The sequence below is a fragment of the Lelliottia jeotgali genome, assembly GCF_016771845.1.
GTDB classification, from domain to species: domain Bacteria; phylum Pseudomonadota; class Gammaproteobacteria; order Enterobacterales; family Enterobacteriaceae; genus Enterobacter; species Enterobacter jeotgali.
This window is the reverse complement of record NZ_JAENMQ010000003.1, coordinates 114,381-132,877: the sequence shown is the minus strand read 5'-3', so window position 1 is coordinate 132,877 and position 18,497 is coordinate 114,381. Positions and strand designations below refer to the sequence as shown.

The following is an 18,497-nucleotide window of genomic DNA, read 5'->3' as shown; positions in this document are numbered from 1 at the left end:
GGCCTGCCGTCAGATTCAATGGGGCGTGATCTCACGGTCGCGCCCGGCAAGCATGCCACAAACAGCCATCACCACTCCTGCCAGTGCGCAGGCGATCAGCGGGATCCGCCAGTCGCCCGCCGTGTCATGAATTTTCCCCATCAGCGGAGGCCCACAGGCCGCCAGCAGATATCCTACCGACTGTGCCATTCCAGAAAGTGCCGCCGCCTGATGCGCAGAGCTGGCGCGAAGCCCGATAAACGTCAGGCCCAGAATCATGGTCGCGCCAGAACCAAAGCCATAGACGATAGTCCAGAGCACCGCCTGATCCGGAACAAACCAGAACCCGGCCAGACTCACAGCGCACATCAGAGCCGATAATCCGGCGATACCGCGCTGATCTTTCAGTTTATGCAGCAGCAGCGGTACGGCCAGACCCGGCGCTGCTGTCGCCAGCTGCAGCAGACCGTGCATAGATCCGGCCTCGGTTTCGCTGTAACCGTGGCTGAGTAAAATTGCCGGCAGCCAGCCGATAATCACATAGTAAATCAGGGAGTTAATCCCTAGGAACAGCGTCACCTGCCAGGCCAGCGCCGAGCGCCAGATCCCGCGATTATGCAGCGCCCGCGCGCCGGTCAGCGGGGCGGTCTGTTTTTGCCGCCACTGTGGCAGCCACAGAAGTGTCGCCAGCAGCGGGAACACCATCAGCATCAGCAGTGCACCGTGCCAGCCCGCGCCGCTCAACGCCAGTGGAACGATCATCGCTGAACCGAGCGCAGCCGCCGCGCCCATCGTCAGAGAGTAGGCTCCAGTGAGTTTTGCCACCTGACCTGGGAAATCGCGCTTAATCAAACCGGGGAGAAGTACGTTACCCAGTGCAATGCCGCAGCCAATCACCGCAGTGCCGATAAACAGCAGCGCTGAAGAGGGCAGCGAACGAATACCAATGCCGACGCAAATCAGCAGCATGGCGATAAACAGGCTGCGCTCCATGCCGATTTTGCGCGCCACACCGGCGGCTAGCGGGGAGATTAAGGCAAACGCCAGCAGCGGCAGCGTAGTTAACAATCCGGTCTGGGCGGTCGTCAGACCATAGTCGTGGCGAATCATGTCCAGCAAAGGAGCCGCGCCGGTAAACGTGACGCGCAGCGTGGTGGCAATCATCAGGATGCCTGCGATCAACAGCAGGCGATCTTTGCCGGAAGAGGGAATGGCAGTGGTCATGGTTTTCTCTTACATCGTAACGAGGGCACACAATACCCGTTTTCATCGTTGTTTGAATCAAGCTAAAATGACAGTTAATCGCTCATATCGGACAACTTTATGCAAGGTCTTGGACTCGACGGCTACGATCCGGATAGCCAGCACGATGCGGCAGTAGCGTTTCGCATACGCGTGGTGGAGGACGAACAACGCATTCCTCGCCACCAGCATCGCAAAGGCCAGCTGATCCTCGCCCTGCGCGGGGCGATTACCTGCGAAGTCGAAAATGCGATGTGGATGGTACCGCCGCAGTACGCGGTGTGGATACCGGGGCAGATTCCGCACAGCAACAAAGCCACGCCAGGTGCGCAGCTCTGTTTTCTGTTTATCGAGCCGGGCGCAGTGACGCTTCCCGATCGCTGCTGCACCCTCAAAATCTCCCCGCTGGTGCGCGAGCTGATCCTGACGCTGGCCACCAAAACACCCGAAGAGCTGGCGCTTCCGGCCACTCATCGGCTGGTGGATGTACTGTTTGATGAAATTCCACAGCAGCCGCAGGAGCAATTACAGCTCCCGGTTTCACCGCATCCCAAGATCCGCACGATGAGTGAAACGATGGCCGAAGAGCCCGCCGTTTGGCAGACGTTGGCGCAATGGGCTAATCACTTTGCGATGAGCGAGCGCAATCTGGCGCGGCTGGTAGTGAAGGAGACAGGCTTAAGCTTTCGCCGCTGGCGGCATCAGTTGCAGCTGATCGTCGCGCTCCAGTTGTTGATCGGCGGAAAATCGGTACAGCAGGCGGCGCAGTCACTGGGATATGACTCCACCACCGCGTTTATCACGATGTTCAAAAAGGGGCTTGGGCAAACCCCCGCGCGCTATATCGCCAACCTGTCTACGATTTCCCAATAAACAGCGATACCAGCCCGGCGGCAATCAGCGGCCCGACCGGCACCCCGCGGAACAGCGCCACGCCGAGCACCGTCCCGACCAAAAGGCCAGCGACGAGAGACGGCTGTGAGCTCATCAGCGTCACGCCGCGTCCGCCGAGCCATGAGACGAACACCCCGACCGCGATGGCAATCAACGATTTCCAGTTCACAAAAGAGTGCAAAAGCGTCGATGCCGGCAGCGTGCCGCTGGCGATCGGGGCCATCACTCCGATGGTCAGAATGATAATCCCAATGGTCAGGCCTTGTTTTTCAATCCACGGGAAAAAGGTGTTGAGCGGGGTCACGCGCACGATAATTAACACCAGGATCGAAATTGCCACCGTGGTGTTATGACTGACAAAGCCGAGCGCCGCCAGCGCCAGCAGGATCAGCAGAGTAGGGTCAAGCATGAGGTTTCCTTGCCAGAAAAAGTAAGCCTGCTTACTTTACCCGCAAAGACGAGTGTAAACAGGCTTTTATCGACAAATTCCTCATTTTTGGGCGGCTGCCTGAGGTTAATTCACCAGCAGTTCAACCAGCGGGCTGCCCGCGCGGATAAACACCGGAATCGACTCCAGCGCGGCGTCAACCGTTATGCGTTCGCCGCCGCGATAATGTTCGCCATTGAAGGCGATCCAGTTGTCACCGGCAGGGAGCCAGACCTCGCGCTGGCGCTGCCCGGCAGACATCACCGGCGCAACCAGCAGATCTTCACCGAACAGATACTGATCTTCCGTCTCCCAACTCTGTTTTTCCTGCGGATAGTGCCAGAACAGCGGGCGCATCAGCGGGTCGCCGTGCTGATGGGCATTTTCATACAGCGCATCAATGTATGGACGCAGTTTTTCCCGCACCGTCAGCCAGTGCTGCATGATGGCGAAATTTTCCTCGCCGTAGCTCCACAGCTCGTTAGGTGAGCCGCTATTACACTGCGGAATGCCGTCGCGATAGCGCTCTGGCGGCTGGATTTGCGGTTCACGATACCCGTGCATCCGCAGCACCGGGCAGAAAACCGCCCACTGGAACCAGCGAATTAATAGCTCATGGAAGGCGGGATCGTTGACGTTTCCGCCCTGGAACCCGCCGATATCGGTGGTCCACCAGGGTATACCCGCCAGCCCCATATTCAGGCCAGCGGCAAGCTGATTGCGAAACGCATGGAAGGAAGAATGCACATCCCCGGACCAGGCAAGCACGCCGAAGCGCTGGCTTCCGGCCCACGAGCAGCGCACCAGATTCACGATATCGCGCTCGCCGTTAGCGGTTAAACCATCGTAAAAGCCCTGGGCAAAATCACGCGGATAGCGGTTGCCCACTTCCAGCACCGGGCCCGCGTGGTAGCGGTAATTATCAAAATCGTAGGCGCGATATTCCGGCTCGGCTTCGTCCAGCCAGAACAGTTTAATCCCCAAATCGTAGTAATTTTTCTTCACCGTATCCCAGACAAATTCGCGCGCCTGCGGATGAGTGGCATCGAAAAAGGTGGTGTTGCCCATAAAGTCGAGATTCACCTGCACGCCGCGCTCGCTGCTGACCAGCCAGCCTTTGGCCTTCATCTGTGGATAGAGCGGGCTGCGTGCTTCGACGGTGGGCCACACCGAGACCATCAGCTCGATGCCCATCCCGGTGAGTTCTTCCACCATCGCTTTGGGATCGGGCCAGTCAATCGGATCGAAGCACCAGGTCCCCTGATTCGGCCAGTGGAAGAAATCAATCACCATTACAGAAAGTGGCAGGCTGCGGCGACGATATTCCCGCGCCACGTCCAGCACTTCCTGCTGGGTGCGATAGCGGAGTTTGCACTGCCACAGGCCGCTGATAAAGGCGGGCGCAGACGGCGGTGTTCCGGTCGCGGCGACATACTGGCGAGTGATGTCGGCAATACTGTCGCCAGCGGTTATCCAGTAGTCCATTTCACCGGTTACGCGGGCGCGCCACTCGGTCTGGTTTTTGGCGAAACTGACTTCGCCAATCGCCGGGTTATTCCATAGCATGCCGTAGCCCAGATTTGACTGCATAAAGGGCACGCTGGCCTGAGAATTACGTTGGGCCAGTTCAAGATTGCAGCCTTTGAGATCCAGCCACGGCTGTTGGTACTGGCCCATGCCGTAAATCCGCTCATCCGGGCGTGATTCGAAACGCACGGTGAGCTGATATTTCCCACCCGCCAGCGGTTTGAACTCGCGCCCGTCCAGCTTCAGCGCGCTGACGTATTTGTCCTGACTCTTTTCGCTGGCGCCAATCCCCACTGTCGAACGCTGACGCCACATCTCTTCCAGCAGCAGCTCGCCGCGTTGGTTGTAAAACGCCAGTTGGCCTTTAAGATTCAGGGTCGCAGTGATATTGCCATTACGCAGCTTAAGGCTTTCGGCCTGCGCGGTGATCTCCGCGTCGTGATGTTCCGCTGGCAGCAGCGCTTGTAACGCATCACTCAATTCCGGCAAACAGGTGGCTCTGACGCGCAGGCTGTTTTTACCCCAGGGTTCGATGCGCAAGATCTGGCGTTCAAAACGCCACTCGATGCTGTTGGTATGTTGAATCAATTCACTCATGGTTAATGCGTCCTTTTACGAAAGACTGTGTTTGGCCAGATTGATGGATTGCATGGTGCGATCGTCGAGTTTGTACCAGCGCAGAGTGGCAAACGCGCACAGGGACAGAATGCCAGGCACCACGGTAAAGAGGGCGATGATGCAGTGCATGGCGGTGGAGGTTTGCTCCGGCGCGTTAGCGACATAGCCGCTAAAGCCGAGCGTCCAGCCGACGATGGCGCCGCTGATTGCCATGCCGAGTTTGAGCACCGCCAGGAAAGTAGAGAAGATCACGCCATCCATTCGTTTGCCCTGTTTCCACTCGCCGTAGTCGGCGACATCAGCCATCATCACCCACATTAAGGTGGTGGTTGCCTGGTACAACGTGGAGATAATGAAGGTGAGCGGCACCAGCACGGCGACCATTTTCGGTGCGAAGAACAGAGCAATACTCAGCACGCCCGCCAGCACCGCGCAGTAGCCAAACATCTGCACTTTGCTGTAATTGCGTGTCAGTCGTTTTGCCAGCGCGCTGCCTGCCGCTTTACCCAGAATATGTGCGCCGAGCATCCACATAAAATAACTGGCGCTGCCCAGGTAATAGGTCACGAAATACATCATTGCGCCAAGGCGAATAACCCCAAAGCCGATATTGGTTAATACCAGCACGGCGACGACGCGCCACTGATCGTTACGTAATAAATCACGTAATTCTGCGAGGTAATTATTATGTGTCGCCGGGGCGTTAATTCGCTCGCGGGTATTCGCAAAACAGATCCAGAACATAATGACCGCAATGCTGGCCATAATGGCCATCGCCCAGCGATAGCCGAGTAATTTATCGGCACCCCCGATAAATTCGGCCAGCGGCATCATAAAGAAAGTGGATAATGCGCCACCGAGCGTGGCGAGGAAAAAGCGATATGATTGCAGGGAAATACGCGCGTCGTTATCCGCTGTGATCACCGCGCCCATCGAGCAATAGGGAATATTGATCGCGGTATACATCAGCATCATCACGGTGTAGCTGATGGTGGCGAAAATCATTTTTCCGTGCAAATCCAGTGATTCCGGAACCGCGTAGGTGAGCAGGCAGCTCGCCCCGAACGGCAGTGCCAGCCACAGCATCCACGGGCGGAATTTACCCCAGCGGGTCCGTGTGCGATCGGCAATATAGCCCATCGCCGGATCGATAATCGCATCCGCCGTGCGCGCCAGCAGGAACATGGTGCCGACAAATGCGGCGGGTAAACCCACCACGTCCGTATAATAAAAAGTCAGGAAGATAATGACGTTATCCAGCCCTATATGGCTCGCCATATCACCCAACCCATAACTGATTTTTTCTTTACGGGTAATCGTATCGGTCATTATATTCACCCTGCCAGTGTAAGGTTTATTTTTCGGATATTGTGATAGGCAGTGTTAAACAGCGAGGAGGGGTTAACAATTACGAGATTTGGCAATGGAGTTATGGAAACTCTTTTTCGTGATACCGGTAACAAATTATTGTTTAACGGGTTGTGTTTCTCTCTGGCGGGCTATTTTTAACAAAATCGTTTCAGCCTAACATTATTCATCATGCTGACCTGATATTGTCATATCATTGTCATCTGTAGGGATTAAAAAAGGGTGAATGTAGCAAAAGGGGAATCAACATGAACGATCAAATGTTTGTTGAAACGCTGATTATCTCGTCTTCGTTTTTCACCATTGCGATGATTCTGGTGGCATCAGTGATGTTTCTGGAAAAGCACGACTGACAGCATTGTCAGCCGCGACGTTCAGGAACGGCGAAACGCCACCAGCTCAGGCTGGGCGATGCGCAGATAATCTGCACTGCTCATAATGACCGACTTTTCCAGCAGGCCTGCGTTAAAGGCGATTTCATCATAACGCTCAAACAGGAGCGGATCGGCGACCAGCGCCAGATCGGGATGAAAGCTGAAAGGCGGAATCGCACCAAAAACGCAGGCGGTTAAATCGTCCACTTCCGCCGGGCTTGCCAGCGACGCTTTGATCCCACCAAAATGGCTGGCCAGTTGACTCAAATCGGCTTGTTGATCGGCTGCCAGAATCGCTAAAACATGCTTTTTAACGCCGTTACCCTTAACTTTACACACCAGCGCTTTCGCTCCCTGGCCGAGAGCCGTTCCGCGAATTTCACTGACTGCTTCGCATTTCCCGATGGCCTCATGTTCTACCACCCGATATTGCGCACCCTGTTGTGATAACAGCGCAATCAGCCGTTGATGGGTGGCCGTGCCTCTGACTTCTTCTGACATAATCCTTATTAACCTCCGGTTGTTAAGTCGCGCTAATACATTAGCACATTATTTTTTGAGCGCAGTAATTTCAGCAATATATGTCATATACCCTAAGTTGACAAATATATAGAAACATCCTGGTAATATCTTTTGCAGTCATTCACTCTTTATCAGGGGTATCTATGAACAGGAAGTTCAATGAGATCGACAGTACGTTGCGCGGCTTAAATCATTCGACCGATGCGCATTTTAAATGGCTGGTCACAATATTACGCTTTGTTTCCAGTCGTGATATCGAATTAGCGGAAATAACGCAGGAAGATGCACACGATCATTGTGAATTTGGTCAGTGGCTAAATGTGCAATTGCAGCAAGAGCGCGAAGACCGTCATTTTCTTCTCGATATTAATATCAAGCACAATCGTGTTCACCAGGCATGTCGGCAAATTTTAAATACCATCGAGAATGATGAGGGCCGTTCCGGCGCATTTGATGTCTTCGAAGCGGCGCTGCTGGATTTTACTGAATCAATCTCTCTTTATAAGCAGCATTTACTGCAATTACGCACCAGCTATGACGCGCTAACGGGCCTGCCGCTGCGGCGTATTCTGGACGAATCATTTGACCGATTAAATGAGGGCGCTGACGGCGCTGGGCTATATTTACTCCTGCTTGATATCGATCACTTTAAAAAGGTGAACGACAATTATGGCCATTTAACGGGTGATGCGGTATTACGTTCGCTGGCGTTGAATCTGGAGGATAATGTCCGCCGGTCGGAATCGGTTTATCGCTACGGCGGTGAGGAGTTTATTATTTTGCTGCGGGCGGAAAGCGACCGGAAAGCCACTGCGGCTGCGGAGCGCTTACGTCATATCATTGCGGCGGTGGAGACGGTGTCCGGCGAACATGTTATTCGCATTACCTTCACCTCCGGTCTGACGCGCGTGCATCGCGGCGAACCGTTGCGCGAAGTGCTGGAGAGGGCAGATATGGCGCTCTATCGCGGGAAACACGGCGGGCGAAACTGCACCATCCTGATTGGCAAGAATCTCGACTGTATAAATGTGAGCCACTAAAGAAAACAGCCAGCGTTTTGCGCTGGCTGTTGGTTTATGCATTGCTGGTACTTTGTGTGTGGAACAGTTCGCGGAAGACCGGATAAATATCATCCTGGTCGCGGATATGCTGCATGGCAAAATTATCGAACATCGCCTGCAGGTGTTCATACTCCCGCCACAGCGTTTGATGCGCGCGACGGGTGATTTCGATATAGCTGTAATACCGCACCACCGGCAGAATTTTCTTCGCCAGTATTTCGTGACAGAGCGGGGAATCATCCGCCCAGTTATCGCCATCGGAGGCCTGCGCAGCATAAATATTCCACTGCGCCGGGTCATAGCGTTCTTTCACCACTTCATCCATCAGCTTCAGGGCACTGGAGACAATGGTCCCGCCGGTTTCCTGCGAGTAGAAGAACTCATGCTCATCCACCTCTTTAGCCTGCGTGTGGTGGCGGATATAAACTACATCCACGTTCTTATAGGTTCTGCTCAGGAACAGATACAGCAGAATATAAAAGCGCTTCGCCATGTCCTTGGTGGCCTGATCCATCGAACCGGAGACGTCCATCAAACAGAACATCACCGCCTGACTGGAAGGTTCCGGACGTTTCTCGTAATTCTTGTAACGCAGGTCGAAAGTGTCAATAAACGGCACGCGATCGATTTTCGCCCGTAGCTCGGCTATCTCTTTGCGCAGCCGTTCTTCCTCCAGCAGTTGTGCCGGTTCCGTGTTTTCCACAACCTTAAGACTGGTTTCCAGCTCTCGCAGTTCGCGACGTTTTCCTGCCGTCATCGCCGTGCGTCGTGCCAGCGAATTTTGCAGGGAACGCACGACGCTGATGTTCGCCGGAACACCGTTGGCGGTATAGCCCGCGCGGTGGGTTTTGTACTCGTTTAACTGACGATGCTGATTTTTCTTCAGGTTTGGCAGCGCCAAATCCTCGAACAGCAGATCGAGATACTCATCTTTGGAAATCTGGAAGACGAACTCATCCTGGCCTTCACCGTCCTGGCTCGCTTGCCCCTGACCGCTGCCCGAACCGCCGCCTCCGCCCTGGGGGCGTTCAATGCGATCGTTCTGGACGAAGTGGTCATTACCCGGATGCACGCGATGGCGCAGGCCGCCGCGCCCCTGATGGAACATCGGCTCGCTAATATCATCCGTCGGGATAGAGACGGACTCACCGCTATCGACATCGGTCACCGAACGTTTGTTGATGGCCTCGGAGATCGACTGTTTAATTTGCGCTTTATAACGGCGCAAGAAGCGCTGGCGGTTCACCGTGCTCTTGTTTTTGCCGTTAAGACGCCGGTCAATAAACCAGGTCATATGCCCCCCGTACTGCCAACTTGCAGTGCCTGTAAATGCCGGATGGCGCTTCGCTTATCCGGCCTACGGAACAATGCTTTTGTAGGCCCGGTAAGCGAAGCGCCACCGGGCATCGTTGTTAAGCGTTAAGACGATTTACGCACGCGCAAGTACCATTCGCAGAGCAGACGAACCTGCTTGCGGGTATAGCCTTTCTCCATCATGCGGTCGACAAAATCGTCGTGCTTTTTCTGCTCGTCGGTTGAGGTCTTGGCATTGAACGAAATGACCGGCAACAGCTCCTCGGTATTGGAGAACATTTTTTTCTCAATAACCGTGCGCAGTTTTTCGTAGCTGGTCCAGTTCGGATTCCGCCCGCTGTTGTGCGCTCTGGCACGCAGAACGAAGTTGACTATCTCATTACGGAAGTCTTTCGGATTACTGATCCCGGCAGGCTTCTCAATTTTTTCCAGTTCGGCATTCAGGGATTCACGGTCAAACAGCTGGCCGGTATCCGGGTCGCGGTACTCCTGATCCTGGATCCAGAAATCCGCATAGGTGACATAACGGTCGAAAATGTTTTGTCCGTATTCGGAGTAGGACTCCAGGTACGCCGTCTGAATCTCTTTCCCGATGAACTCGGCGTATTTCGGGATCAGATAGCCTTTGAGGAACTCCAGGTAGCGTTCTGCCAGATCCTGCGGGAACTGCTCGCGCTCGATCTGCTGTTCAAGCACATAGAACAGATGTACCGGGTTGGCCGCCACTTCGGCGTGGTCAAAGTTGAACACACGGGAGAGGATTTTAAACGCGAAACGCGTGGACAACCCGTTCATCCCTTCGTCGACACCGGCGTAATCGCGATACTCCTGATAGGATTTCGCTTTCGGGTCGGTATCTTTCAGGCTTTCACCGTCGTAGACGCGCATCTTCGAGTAGATGCTGGAGTTTTCTGGCTCTTTCAGACGCGACAGAATCGAGAAGCGCGACAGCGTTTCCAGAGTTCCCGGCGCACAAGGCGCATGCACCAGCTCACTGTTGTTCAGCAGTTTTTCGTAAATCTTGATCTCTTCGGAGATCCGCAGGCAATAAGGCACTTTGACGATATACACACGGTCAAGGAACGCCTCATTGTTTTTGTTGTTACGGAAAGTCACCCATTCGGATTCGTTTGAGTGCGCCAGAATGATCCCGTTGAACGGCAGGGCGGAGATACCTTCCGTCCCGTTGTAGTTCCCTTCCTGGGTGGCGGTCAGCAGCGGATGCAGCACCTTGATCGGCGCTTTAAACATCTCGACGAACTCCATCACACCCTGGTTGGCACGGCACAGCGCGCCGGAGTAACCGTAGGCGTCCGGGTCGTTTTGTGCGTGATGTTCCAGTTTACGGATATCCACTTTACCGACCAGCGCGGAAATATCCTGGTTGTTCTCATCGCCCGGCTCGGTCTTGGCAATCGCAATCTGTTGCAGAATCGACGGCCAGACTTTTACCACGCGGAATTTGGTGATGTCGCCGCCAAACTCATGCAGGCGTTTCGCCGCCCACGGCGACATGATGGTGCCGAGATAGCGGTTCGGAATGCCAAACTCTTTTTCCAGAATTTGCGCATCTTCCTGCGGATTGAACAGGCACAGCGGATGATCGTTTACCGGGCTGCGTTCTCCGTTAGCGCTGAGAACGTAAATCGGCACGCGCTGCATCAGCGATTTCAGGCGCTCTGCCAAAGACGATTTACCACCACCGACCGGGCCGAGTAAATAGAGGATTTGTTTCTTCTCTTCCAGACCCTGAGCAGCGTGTTTCAGGTAAGAGACAATCTGCTCGATGGCATCTTCCATGCCGTAAAATTCTTCAAAGGCGGGGTATCGTGCAACCACACGATTCGAAAAGAGACGGGAGAGCCGTGGTTCGAGAGCGGTGTCGACCATGTTAGGCTCACCGATAGCCATTAATAGCCGTTCTGCCGCATTGGCATAGGCACTGCGATCTTGCTTACAGACAGCAAGAAACTCCTGCAGTGTGAACTCTTCGTCCTTGGCAGCTTCATAGCGCTGGCGATAGTGATCGAATATATTCATGGCATGCCGTCCTTTCGTTTTTTAGCACAGGAAAAGAGCCGTTCGTATGAATAGTGGAGGCTCCTGGAAGCATCTTCACTCCCGCACCTCAGTACCAGAGCAGCAACCCGTGTGCCAGGTCTTGCGCTCTAAACCGCCGGGCGTTCAGCAATTCATCTTCCTAAAATTAAGCGTAGATGGAGTTTGCAAAACTTGCATGCCCTCAGAATCTAATTTCAATGACATATCAATAACTCATCCAAAAAATCTGCTGCGGGAATCAGGACAAAAGTGCGGGTTTCATTGCTTCGTCACAGAAATGAAAGCCTCCGGTCATCTTAAATGATGAAAATAATCGGTTAATTAAACTCATTAGCAGGCAAAAAATTTTGGGATGTGCGGGCAGGGCGGTTACACTTCACCCGCTGATTATTTGACTACAGGAAAGAATGGATTGTGACCAAACTCAAACTTCTGGCATTGGGCGTACTCGTCGCCACGTCCGTTAGCACCGCTCACGCGGCCGAACAGTGGTCCGTTGGCGCAGGCGTCGGCGTTATTAATAGCCCGTATAAACAGTACGATCGTGACGTTTATCCCGTACCGGTTATCACTTATGAAGGCGATAACTTCTGGTTCCGTGGCCTGGGTGGCGGTTACTACCTGTGGAATGACGACACAGACAAGCTCTCCGTCATGGCCTATTACGACCCTAAGCACTTCAAACCGGGTGACAGTGACAGCCATGCGCTGCGCCAGCTCGATAAGCGCAGAAGCTCCCTGATGGCTGGACTGTCTTACGTCCACAACACTCAGTACGGCTTCCTGCGTACTGCGTTGGCCGGCGATACGCTGGATAACAGCAACGGCTTTATCTGGGATCTGGCGTGGCTGTACCGTTATACCAACGGGGCTGTCACACTGACGCCGGGTATCGGTGTGGAGTACAACAGTGAAAACTACAATGACTACTATTATGGGGTATCCCATAAAGAGTCTAAACGTAGTGGCCTGAACAGCTACGACGCTGATGACGGCTGGAACCCGTACCTGGAACTGACTGCAAGCTACAAGTTTGCCAGTGACTGGAATGTGTATGCTTCGACTCGCTACACCCGTCTGAGCGATGAAGTGAAAGACAGCCCGATGGTCGATAAGTCCTGGGCCGGTCTGTTCTCTGCGGGCGTTACCTACAGTTTCTGATTGTGCACTTTCATTGTGCATTCTGTGCATTACAACGGGGCGCTTGCGCCCCGTTTGCATTACTGTGGTGCAGTGAAACCAGGAGAGACGCATGAATGAAAAAACAGTGACTTTTGCCGACCGTATCACGCTGCCGGCGATTGGGCAGGGCACCTGGTATATGGGTGAAAACGCCGGTCAGCGGCAAAGCGAAGTGGCTGCACTGCGAGCGGGCATCGATTTGGGTCTGACGCTGATCGATACTGCCGAAATGTATGCCGATGGCAAAGCAGAGGAAGTGGTCGGCGAGGCGATAAAAGGACGGCGCGAAAATGTCTTTCTGGTCTCGAAGGTCTACCCGTGGAACGCGGGCGGAAAGAAAGGGATAGCTGCCTGCGAAGCCAGCCTTCGTCGTCTGGGCACCGATCATATCGATCTCTATCTGCTGCACTGGCGTGGAAACTACGGTCTGGATGAGACGGTCGAGCTGATGCAGGCATTACAACAGCAGGGCAAAATTGGCCGCTGGGGTGTTTCTAATCTCGATTATGACGATATGCAGGAGTTGTGGGGCGTTGAAGGTGGCCCGGCCTGCGCCACCAATCAGGTACTTTATCATCTGGCGTCGCGCGGCATCGAATACGATCTACTCCCCTGGTGTCAGCAGCAGTTGATGCCGGTGATGGCCTACTGCCCGCTGGCACAGGCCGGACGTTTACGTTCAGGCCTGATGAATCATCCGGCAGTGAATGACATCGCCCGCCAGAATAACGCCAGTGCTGCACAGGTTTTACTGGCATGGGTAATTCACCATCAGGGCGTGATGGCGATCCCGAAAGCGTCGTCGATTGAGCATGTGAAAGAGAATGCGAGCGCGTTAGAGATAACGTTTTCTGCCGAAGAACTCGCCCGACTGGATGCGGCGTTTCCGGCTCCGGGGCGCAAAACAGCGCTGGATGTGGTGTAGCGGATTTCACCCCCTCCGCCGGGAGAGGGTGAACGAAAGCCTTAGCGCTTAACGATTTTAATGGTCTGCCCCAGGCGAGACGGTTTGTCCGCGCTGGTTTTTTGCGGTGCGGTTACGCACGCGGTTTCGACGCAGACAAAGGTTTTGTATCCGTCGTCCGGCACGTCCGCCATGCTCACAGAAAGCGCCGGACCTGGGTTCCAGCCCACCACATTGCTGTGATGATGGTGAACCACTTCAATACCGCGGTTGAGCGCTGCATCGTGGATCACGCTGCATGCTTCTGGGTTCAGATAAACGCGGTCGGTGCGATCCGGGAAGGTCTGCACGCCGTCACTCAGTTTGCCTTCTTTCGCGTTATCCACTTTGTCGATAAAGACATCGCCAAAGCCGCTTACTTTCACATCCGCAATATCACCGACGTTGAAATAGGTGTGCAGGGCGGAAGTGGTTTCAAACTCACCGTGCGCTTCCAGCTCAATTTCACAGGTTTTTCCCAGCTTGAAGCGGGCATACAGCGTGAAATCATGCGGCCAAAGTGCGCGGGTTTCATCGTTGCTTTGCAGTTCGAAAGTCAGCACCGCCCCGTTGTCATCTTCATTATGTGCTTTCAGCGTCCACTGTTGGTTACGGGCAAAACCGTGCGCTGGCAGGCCAGCGTCTGCCGCCGGGCCAAACCACGGCCAGCAGATCGGTACGCCGCCGCGAATCGCCGCGCCTTTTTTGAACGAAGTTGCAGCAGACAGCCACAGGCCTTCTTCTTCACCCTCTGGTTTCCAGGAGAGCAGGTGCGCGCCGTTGAGCGCCACAGAGGCTTTCACGCGTGGATGATCGACGACAATAATATCGGCACCATCAATCTGGCGGCGGGAGAGTACAGGGGTAAGTTGTTCGACTACTGGAAGTGCAAAAATTTTGTGAATCATTACGCAATCCTCTGTCTTTAAGCATAAAAAAAGGCGACCGAGGTCGCCTTTTTGGATCAGTGTCTCATCTCAACTTATTTGGAGATGTGAGCGATCAGGTCCAGTACTTTGTTAGAGTAACCAGTTTCGTTGTCGTACCAGGAAACCAGTTTCACGAAGTTGTCGTTCAGTGCGATACCCGCTTTAGCATCGAACACGGAAGTGCACACTTCGCCGTTGAAATCGGTAGATACAACGTCGTCTTCGGTGTAACCCAGAACGCCTTTCATTGGGCCTTCAGAAGCCGCTTTGATTGCTTTCTTGATTTCTTCGTAAGACGCTGCTTTTTCCAGACGAACGGTCAGGTCAACAACAGACACGTTTGGAGTTGGAACGCGGAACGCCATACCAGTGATTTTACCGTTCAGCTCTGGCAGTACAACGCCTACAGCTTTAGCAGCACCGGTAGAAGAAGGGATGATGTTCTGAGCTGCGCCGCGGCCGCCGCGCCAGTCTTTGTGAGACGGGCCATCAACAGTTTTCTGAGTAGCGGTAGTTGCGTGAACAGTGGTCATCAGGCCTTCAACGATACCGAAGTTGTCGTTGATAACTTTAGCCAGTGGAGCCAGGCAGTTAGTGGTGCAAGATGCGTTAGAAACGATATCCTGGCCAGCATATTTCTCGAAGTTAGCACCTTTAACGAACATAGGAGTGCTGTCTTTAGAAGGACCAGTCAGAACAACCTTTTTAGCGCCAGCAGTGATGTGCTTACGAGCGGTTTCGTCAGTCAGGAACAGACCAGTTGCTTCAGCAACGATGTCTACGTTGACTTCGTTCCATTTCAGGTTAGCCGGGTCACGTTCAGCAGTCACACGGATAGTTTTACCGTTAACAACCAGGTGGCCGTCTTTCACTTCAACGGTGCCGTTGAAACGACCGTGAGTTGAGTCGTACTTCAGCATGTAAGCCATGTATTCAGCGTCTAACAGGTCGTTGATTGCAACGATCTCGATGTCAGAACGTTCCTGAGCAGCACGGAAAACAATACGGCCGATACGGCCAAAACCGTTGATACCTACTTTGATAGTCATATATTCCACCAGCTATTTGTTAGTGAATAAAAGGTTGCCTGTAAAATTACAAAAACCTTACGCAGCGTCAAGCGGAATCGTGTCAATCATTGCGACAAATCAATCCTGCGCATAACCTTTGTGCGACTGAGAGCCTCACTTTCCTTTTGAGCTAGCAACCACATGGGGGCTGCGCCCGGAATTTTAAAGGGCTAACAGGATAAAAATGTGAGATAGATCACAATTGACCGACTGCCGTACGGTAACGCATAAGTTTAGAACAAAAGATCACACTTGGGTGTTAATGTTTTGTTAGAATTCGCCATGAAAAGGTAACTGTTTCTACAGCGAGATCAGAGCATATGTCGAATCAACGTAACCCTGACGAACTCAAAAAAAATCTAACAGAAATGCAGTTCTACGTGACACAGAACCACGGGACTGAGCCCCCATTCACCGGGCGTTTGCTGCACAATAAGCGCGACGGCGTGTACCACTGTCTGGTGTGCGACGCTCCTTTGTTTAATTCGCAAACAAAATACGATTCTGGCTGCGGCTGGCCGAGCTTCTACGAGCCCGTCAGCGACGAAGCAATTCGCTATTTAACCGACTCTTCACACGGTATGCAGCGCACAGAAATTCGCTGTGGAAACTGCGATGCTCATCTGGGACACGTTTTCCCGGACGGCCCACAGCCAACAGGCGAGCGTTTCTGCGTCAATTCGGCGTCAATGAGCTTCTCAGATGACGAAAATGGCGACCAGATCAAAGGTTGAAGAACCGATTCAGCAAATTATTCCATCACAGCGGATTTCTGATGAATATTGATGACATGATTAGCAGCATGACGCCGGAAGTGTATCAGCGCCTGGTGACAGCCGTAGAGCTGGGGAAATGGCCTGATGGCGTGGCGCTGACGGCAGAGCAAAAAGAGAACAGCTTGCAACTGGTGATGCTGTGGCAGGCGCGCAATAACAACGACGCGCAGCACATGACTATCGACACTAAGGGGCAGATGGTCATGAAGAGTAAGCGCGAGCTGAAAGAGGACTTTGGCATCACGCCAAAACCTATCGCCACATTCAAATAACCGAAACCGTAACCGTAGGCCGGGTAAGGCGAAGCCGCCACCCGGCAATAAACGGGTGTGCGGCCTGTTGCCCTCACCCTAACCCTCTCCCACAGGGAGAGGGAACAAGCACTGATTTTACTTCTGTTTAATATCCAACGACGTCGCCAACTGCTTCGCCAGCTGGTTGTGGTCGTCGGCGCCATACTCCCAGAACATTGCGCCACCCAGACCTTTCTCTTTGATGTACTGCGCCTTCAGGTCAACGGAACGCGGGTTCTCATAGGACAAAGCGAACAGCTCCTTACCTTCCGCCGATTTTACCGACAGCCACGGCACTTTCGCCTGGTCGTCCCAGTGCTCGGTAAAGCGTTTCTGCGGATCGTTAATCAGCTTGCTGACGATATCGTTGTATTTCACGTAGGTGTCTTTGCTGAGGTCATAGCCCAAGCCTTTGAACAGATCGATTTCTTGTGCGCTAAAGTACGGTTGTGTCACCGGATTTTTCTCGGCGTCGGTTTTGGTCCAGTCGATGCCTGGCTCAACGCTGCGTTTCGGGACTCGTCCATAAAAACCGATCCCCAGATTTACCTGTTCAGGCTTAAGTCCAGCGGCAAGATAATTGTTCACGACAAAATCAGCGCTGTATTTATCTGCCGCTGCCACGGTCGGCCATTTGGTCGAGTCGTACAGATTCGAGTTGAAATACTGCGTGCCGTAGGCCATATCGTAAGTCATCAGATTGATGTAATTCAGATACGGCGCGATCGCTTTCACATCGACCCAGCTTTTCGGGCTTTCCGCATTCGCGCCCAGGGCAACGGTCACCAGCTTCTCTTTTGGTAATGCTTCGCGGATCTCTTTCAGCAGGGCGGTAAAGTTGGCTTTATCCGCAGGTCGCTTGTCGACCAAACCCCACGCGCCATTTACCGGGTATTCCCAGTCGAGGTCGATGCCATCCAGGCCGTAGGTTTTGACGATATCCTGCACCGAGCGAATAAACACGGCACGGCTCTCTTTGCTGTCCGCAGCGCCGGAGAATCCGCGTGCGCCCCAGCCGCCAACTGAAAGCAGCACTTTCAGATGTGGGTTTTGCTTACGCAGTTCAGGGATTTTATGCAGATCGGCCATCACTTTCGGTGACAGCCAGATCTGGTGCAATTTGCTGGCGTCTTTCAGCTCGTCGTTGGTTTCACCGGCTTCGTTGTTGTAGATAAGGCCAAACGAGTAGTTGAGATGGGTGATCTGGCGCACGTCCAGTTTGTCGATATCACCGCCGGGGCCGGCAGTCACATCACCACCGCCGTTAAAGTAGCCGACGGACATCAGATCGGCGGCGAAAAGGTATGGCGCGCAGAGCAGGGGTAATGCTGCCATCACAGGCAATAGCTTCATAACGTATCCTCTTTGACTTAAAAAAAGTAAGCCACATCAGGGATGTGACAAAAAACAGCCAATTGAGGATAGCAGTGCCGCTTCGTTTGTGTTGCGAGGGAGTTCACTTTACAGGAGATTGCCGGGTGGCGGTTTCAGATGGTAGGCCCGGCAAGCGTAGCGCCACCGGGCGTTTACAGGTGCGCGATTACTTCTTATCGATCATCGACTTGAGATTAGCAAAAGGGTTATACGTCGCTTCACCAACGCTTTTCTGTGCATCTTCGCCCGCGACCACCGTTGAGCCGTACAAATCCGCTTCGGTGTATTTGGAATGCTCATGATCGTGACAAAACAGGCACAACATCTCCCAGTTGCTGCCGTCTTCCGGGTTGTTTGAGTGATCGTGATCGATGTGGTGGACCGTCAGCTCACGCAGATTAGAGTAGACAAACTCACGGCTACAGCGACCGCATACCCACGGGAAAAGCTTCAGCGCTTTTTCGCGGTAACCGACTTCCAGTCGGGCATAGTTTTTAGGGATAAAAGCCATAACACTGGCACTCCTGAATAGATTAAAAAAAT

At 53.5% G+C, this 18,497-nt stretch carries 18 protein-coding genes; 7 read left to right on the top strand and 11 right to left on the bottom strand.

Going from position 1 to position 18,497, the window contains the following annotated elements; translation table 11 throughout:
• Positions 1–15: 15 nt before the first annotated feature.
• The gene (locus tag JBO43_RS09415) at positions 16–1,203 is read right to left on the bottom strand and encodes a CynX/NimT family MFS transporter (RefSeq protein WP_095281654.1); all 1,188 of its coding nucleotides are present in this window, start codon (positions 1,201–1,203) and stop codon (positions 16–18) included.
• A 99-nt stretch (positions 1,204–1,302) separates the two neighbouring features.
• On the opposite strand from JBO43_RS09415, the gene JBO43_RS09410 reads away from it, so the two are divergent.
• Entirely contained in the window at positions 1,303–2,094 is a 792-nt protein-coding gene (locus JBO43_RS09410; RefSeq protein WP_202674179.1) for an AraC family transcriptional regulator, read from the top strand.
• Here the strand turns inward: JBO43_RS09410 and JBO43_RS09405 are convergent.
• The 3 genes from JBO43_RS09405 to JBO43_RS09395 all read right to left on the bottom strand — a co-directional run bounded on the left by JBO43_RS09405 (position 2,078) and on the right by JBO43_RS09395 (position 6,016).
• Positions 2,078–2,524, bottom strand: a complete 447-nt coding sequence (locus JBO43_RS09405) for a DUF441 domain-containing protein (protein WP_202674178.1) — start codon at positions 2,522–2,524, stop codon at positions 2,078–2,080. The genes JBO43_RS09410 and JBO43_RS09405 overlap by 17 nt on opposite strands.
• Before the next feature lie 105 nt (positions 2,525–2,629).
• On the bottom strand, positions 2,630–4,666 hold the full coding sequence (locus JBO43_RS09400) for a glycoside hydrolase family 31 protein (RefSeq protein WP_202674177.1): 2,037 nt from the start codon (positions 4,664–4,666) through the stop codon (positions 2,630–2,632).
• Between the two features lie 15 nt (positions 4,667–4,681).
• Positions 4,682–6,016 (bottom strand): glycoside-pentoside-hexuronide (GPH):cation symporter, encoded by a 1,335-nt coding sequence (locus JBO43_RS09395; RefSeq protein ID WP_095281657.1) that lies wholly within the window; start codon positions 6,014–6,016, stop codon positions 4,682–4,684.
• Positions 6,017–6,303: 287 nt separating this feature from the next.
• Here JBO43_RS09395 and yoaI point away from each other — a divergent pair, with 287 nt between their 5' ends.
• Positions 6,304–6,408, top strand: a complete 105-nt coding sequence (gene yoaI, locus JBO43_RS22945; RefSeq protein ID WP_095281658.1) for a small membrane protein YoaI — start codon at positions 6,304–6,306, stop codon at positions 6,406–6,408.
• A 21-nt stretch (positions 6,409–6,429) separates the two neighbouring features.
• Here yoaI and JBO43_RS09390 read toward each other — a convergent pair whose 3' ends face one another.
• A complete protein-coding gene (locus JBO43_RS09390) occupies positions 6,430–6,930 on the bottom strand; it encodes a YbaK/prolyl-tRNA synthetase associated domain-containing protein (RefSeq protein WP_095281659.1) in 501 nt (166 codons plus the stop codon).
• 164 nt (positions 6,931–7,094) lie between these two features.
• Between JBO43_RS09390 and JBO43_RS09385 the strand changes: the two genes are divergently transcribed.
• Complete coding sequence (locus tag JBO43_RS09385; RefSeq protein ID WP_202674176.1) at positions 7,095–7,991, top strand: diguanylate cyclase; 897 nt, start codon at positions 7,095–7,097, stop codon at positions 7,989–7,991.
• A 34-nt stretch (positions 7,992–8,025) separates the two neighbouring features.
• On the opposite strand, the gene JBO43_RS09380 is transcribed toward JBO43_RS09385, so the two are convergent.
• Both JBO43_RS09380 and yeaG read right to left on the bottom strand, forming a co-directional pair.
• A complete protein-coding gene (locus JBO43_RS09380; RefSeq protein WP_095281661.1) occupies positions 8,026–9,306 on the bottom strand; it encodes a YeaH/YhbH family protein in 1,281 nt (426 codons plus the stop codon).
• A gap of 125 nt (positions 9,307–9,431) precedes the next feature.
• The gene (gene yeaG / locus JBO43_RS09375) at positions 9,432–11,366 is read right to left on the bottom strand and encodes a protein kinase YeaG (protein WP_095281663.1); all 1,935 of its coding nucleotides are present in this window, start codon (positions 11,364–11,366) and stop codon (positions 9,432–9,434) included.
• Positions 11,367–11,801: 435 nt separating this feature from the next.
• Here yeaG and JBO43_RS09370 point away from each other — a divergent pair, with 435 nt between their 5' ends.
• Entirely contained in the window at positions 11,802–12,548 is a 747-nt protein-coding gene (locus JBO43_RS09370; protein WP_202674175.1) for a MipA/OmpV family protein, read from the top strand.
• A gap of 91 nt (positions 12,549–12,639) precedes the next feature.
• Complete coding sequence (locus JBO43_RS09365; RefSeq protein WP_202674174.1) at positions 12,640–13,494, top strand: aldo/keto reductase; 855 nt, start codon at positions 12,640–12,642, stop codon at positions 13,492–13,494.
• A gap of 41 nt (positions 13,495–13,535) precedes the next feature.
• Here the strand turns inward: JBO43_RS09365 and JBO43_RS09360 are convergent, their stop codons facing one another.
• The gene (locus JBO43_RS09360) at positions 13,536–14,420 is read right to left on the bottom strand and encodes a D-hexose-6-phosphate mutarotase (RefSeq protein WP_202674173.1); all 885 of its coding nucleotides are present in this window, start codon (positions 14,418–14,420) and stop codon (positions 13,536–13,538) included.
• A 74-nt stretch (positions 14,421–14,494) separates the two neighbouring features.
• A complete protein-coding gene (gene gapA / locus JBO43_RS09355) occupies positions 14,495–15,490 on the bottom strand; it encodes a glyceraldehyde-3-phosphate dehydrogenase (RefSeq protein WP_095281667.1) in 996 nt (331 codons plus the stop codon).
• Positions 15,491–15,831: 341 nt separating this feature from the next.
• Here gapA and msrB point away from each other — a divergent pair, with 341 nt between their 5' ends.
• Both msrB and JBO43_RS09345 read left to right on the top strand, forming a co-directional pair.
• Positions 15,832–16,245 (top strand): peptide-methionine (R)-S-oxide reductase MsrB, encoded by a 414-nt coding sequence (gene msrB / locus JBO43_RS09350; RefSeq protein ID WP_202674172.1) that lies wholly within the window; start codon positions 15,832–15,834, stop codon positions 16,243–16,245.
• A gap of 41 nt (positions 16,246–16,286) precedes the next feature.
• The gene (locus tag JBO43_RS09345) at positions 16,287–16,559 is read left to right on the top strand and encodes a YeaC family protein (protein WP_095281669.1); all 273 of its coding nucleotides are present in this window, start codon (positions 16,287–16,289) and stop codon (positions 16,557–16,559) included.
• A gap of 117 nt (positions 16,560–16,676) precedes the next feature.
• On the opposite strand, the gene JBO43_RS09340 is transcribed toward JBO43_RS09345, so the two are convergent.
• Both JBO43_RS09340 and yajD read right to left on the bottom strand, forming a co-directional pair.
• On the bottom strand, positions 16,677–17,933 hold the full coding sequence (locus JBO43_RS09340) for a chitinase ChiD (protein WP_202674171.1): 1,257 nt from the start codon (positions 17,931–17,933) through the stop codon (positions 16,677–16,679).
• A 187-nt stretch (positions 17,934–18,120) separates the two neighbouring features.
• Positions 18,121–18,465: an HNH nuclease YajD gene (gene yajD, locus JBO43_RS09335; protein ID WP_095281671.1), complete on the bottom strand. Its 345-nt coding sequence runs from the start codon at positions 18,463–18,465 to the stop codon at positions 18,121–18,123.
• Positions 18,466–18,497: the final 32 nt, after the last annotated feature.

Coding starts and splice junctions, on each gene's coding strand:
- JBO43_RS09380 (WP_095281661.1), bottom strand. CDS start 9,306: ATGACCTGGTTTATTGACCGGCGTCTTAACGGCAAAAACAAGAGCACG.
- JBO43_RS09415 (WP_095281654.1), bottom strand. CDS start 1,203: ATGACCACTGCCATTCCCTCTTCCGGCAAAGATCGCCTGCTGTTGATC.
- JBO43_RS09345 (WP_095281669.1), top strand. CDS start 16,287: ATGAATATTGATGACATGATTAGCAGCATGACGCCGGAAGTGTATCAG.
- JBO43_RS09385 (WP_202674176.1), top strand. CDS start 7,095: ATGAACAGGAAGTTCAATGAGATCGACAGTACGTTGCGCGGCTTAAAT.
- JBO43_RS09360 (WP_202674173.1), bottom strand. CDS start 14,420: ATGATTCACAAAATTTTTGCACTTCCAGTAGTCGAACAACTTACCCCT.
- JBO43_RS09405 (WP_202674178.1), bottom strand. CDS start 2,524: ATGCTTGACCCTACTCTGCTGATCCTGCTGGCGCTGGCGGCGCTCGGC.
- yoaI (WP_095281658.1), top strand. CDS start 6,304: ATGAACGATCAAATGTTTGTTGAAACGCTGATTATCTCGTCTTCGTTT.
- JBO43_RS09410 (WP_202674179.1), top strand. CDS start 1,303: ATGCAAGGTCTTGGACTCGACGGCTACGATCCGGATAGCCAGCACGAT.
- JBO43_RS09365 (WP_202674174.1), top strand. CDS start 12,640: ATGAATGAAAAAACAGTGACTTTTGCCGACCGTATCACGCTGCCGGCG.
- gapA (WP_095281667.1), bottom strand. CDS start 15,490: ATGACTATCAAAGTAGGTATCAACGGTTTTGGCCGTATCGGCCGTATT.
- yeaG (WP_095281663.1), bottom strand. CDS start 11,366: ATGAATATATTCGATCACTATCGCCAGCGCTATGAAGCTGCCAAGGAC.
- JBO43_RS09400 (WP_202674177.1), bottom strand. CDS start 4,666: ATGAGTGAATTGATTCAACATACCAACAGCATCGAGTGGCGTTTTGAA.
- JBO43_RS09395 (WP_095281657.1), bottom strand. CDS start 6,016: ATGACCGATACGATTACCCGTAAAGAAAAAATCAGTTATGGGTTGGGT.
- JBO43_RS09390 (WP_095281659.1), bottom strand. CDS start 6,930: ATGTCAGAAGAAGTCAGAGGCACGGCCACCCATCAACGGCTGATTGCG.
- JBO43_RS09340 (WP_202674171.1), bottom strand. CDS start 17,933: ATGAAGCTATTGCCTGTGATGGCAGCATTACCCCTGCTCTGCGCGCCA.
- yajD (WP_095281671.1), bottom strand. CDS start 18,465: ATGGCTTTTATCCCTAAAAACTATGCCCGACTGGAAGTCGGTTACCGC.
- msrB (WP_202674172.1), top strand. CDS start 15,832: ATGTCGAATCAACGTAACCCTGACGAACTCAAAAAAAATCTAACAGAA.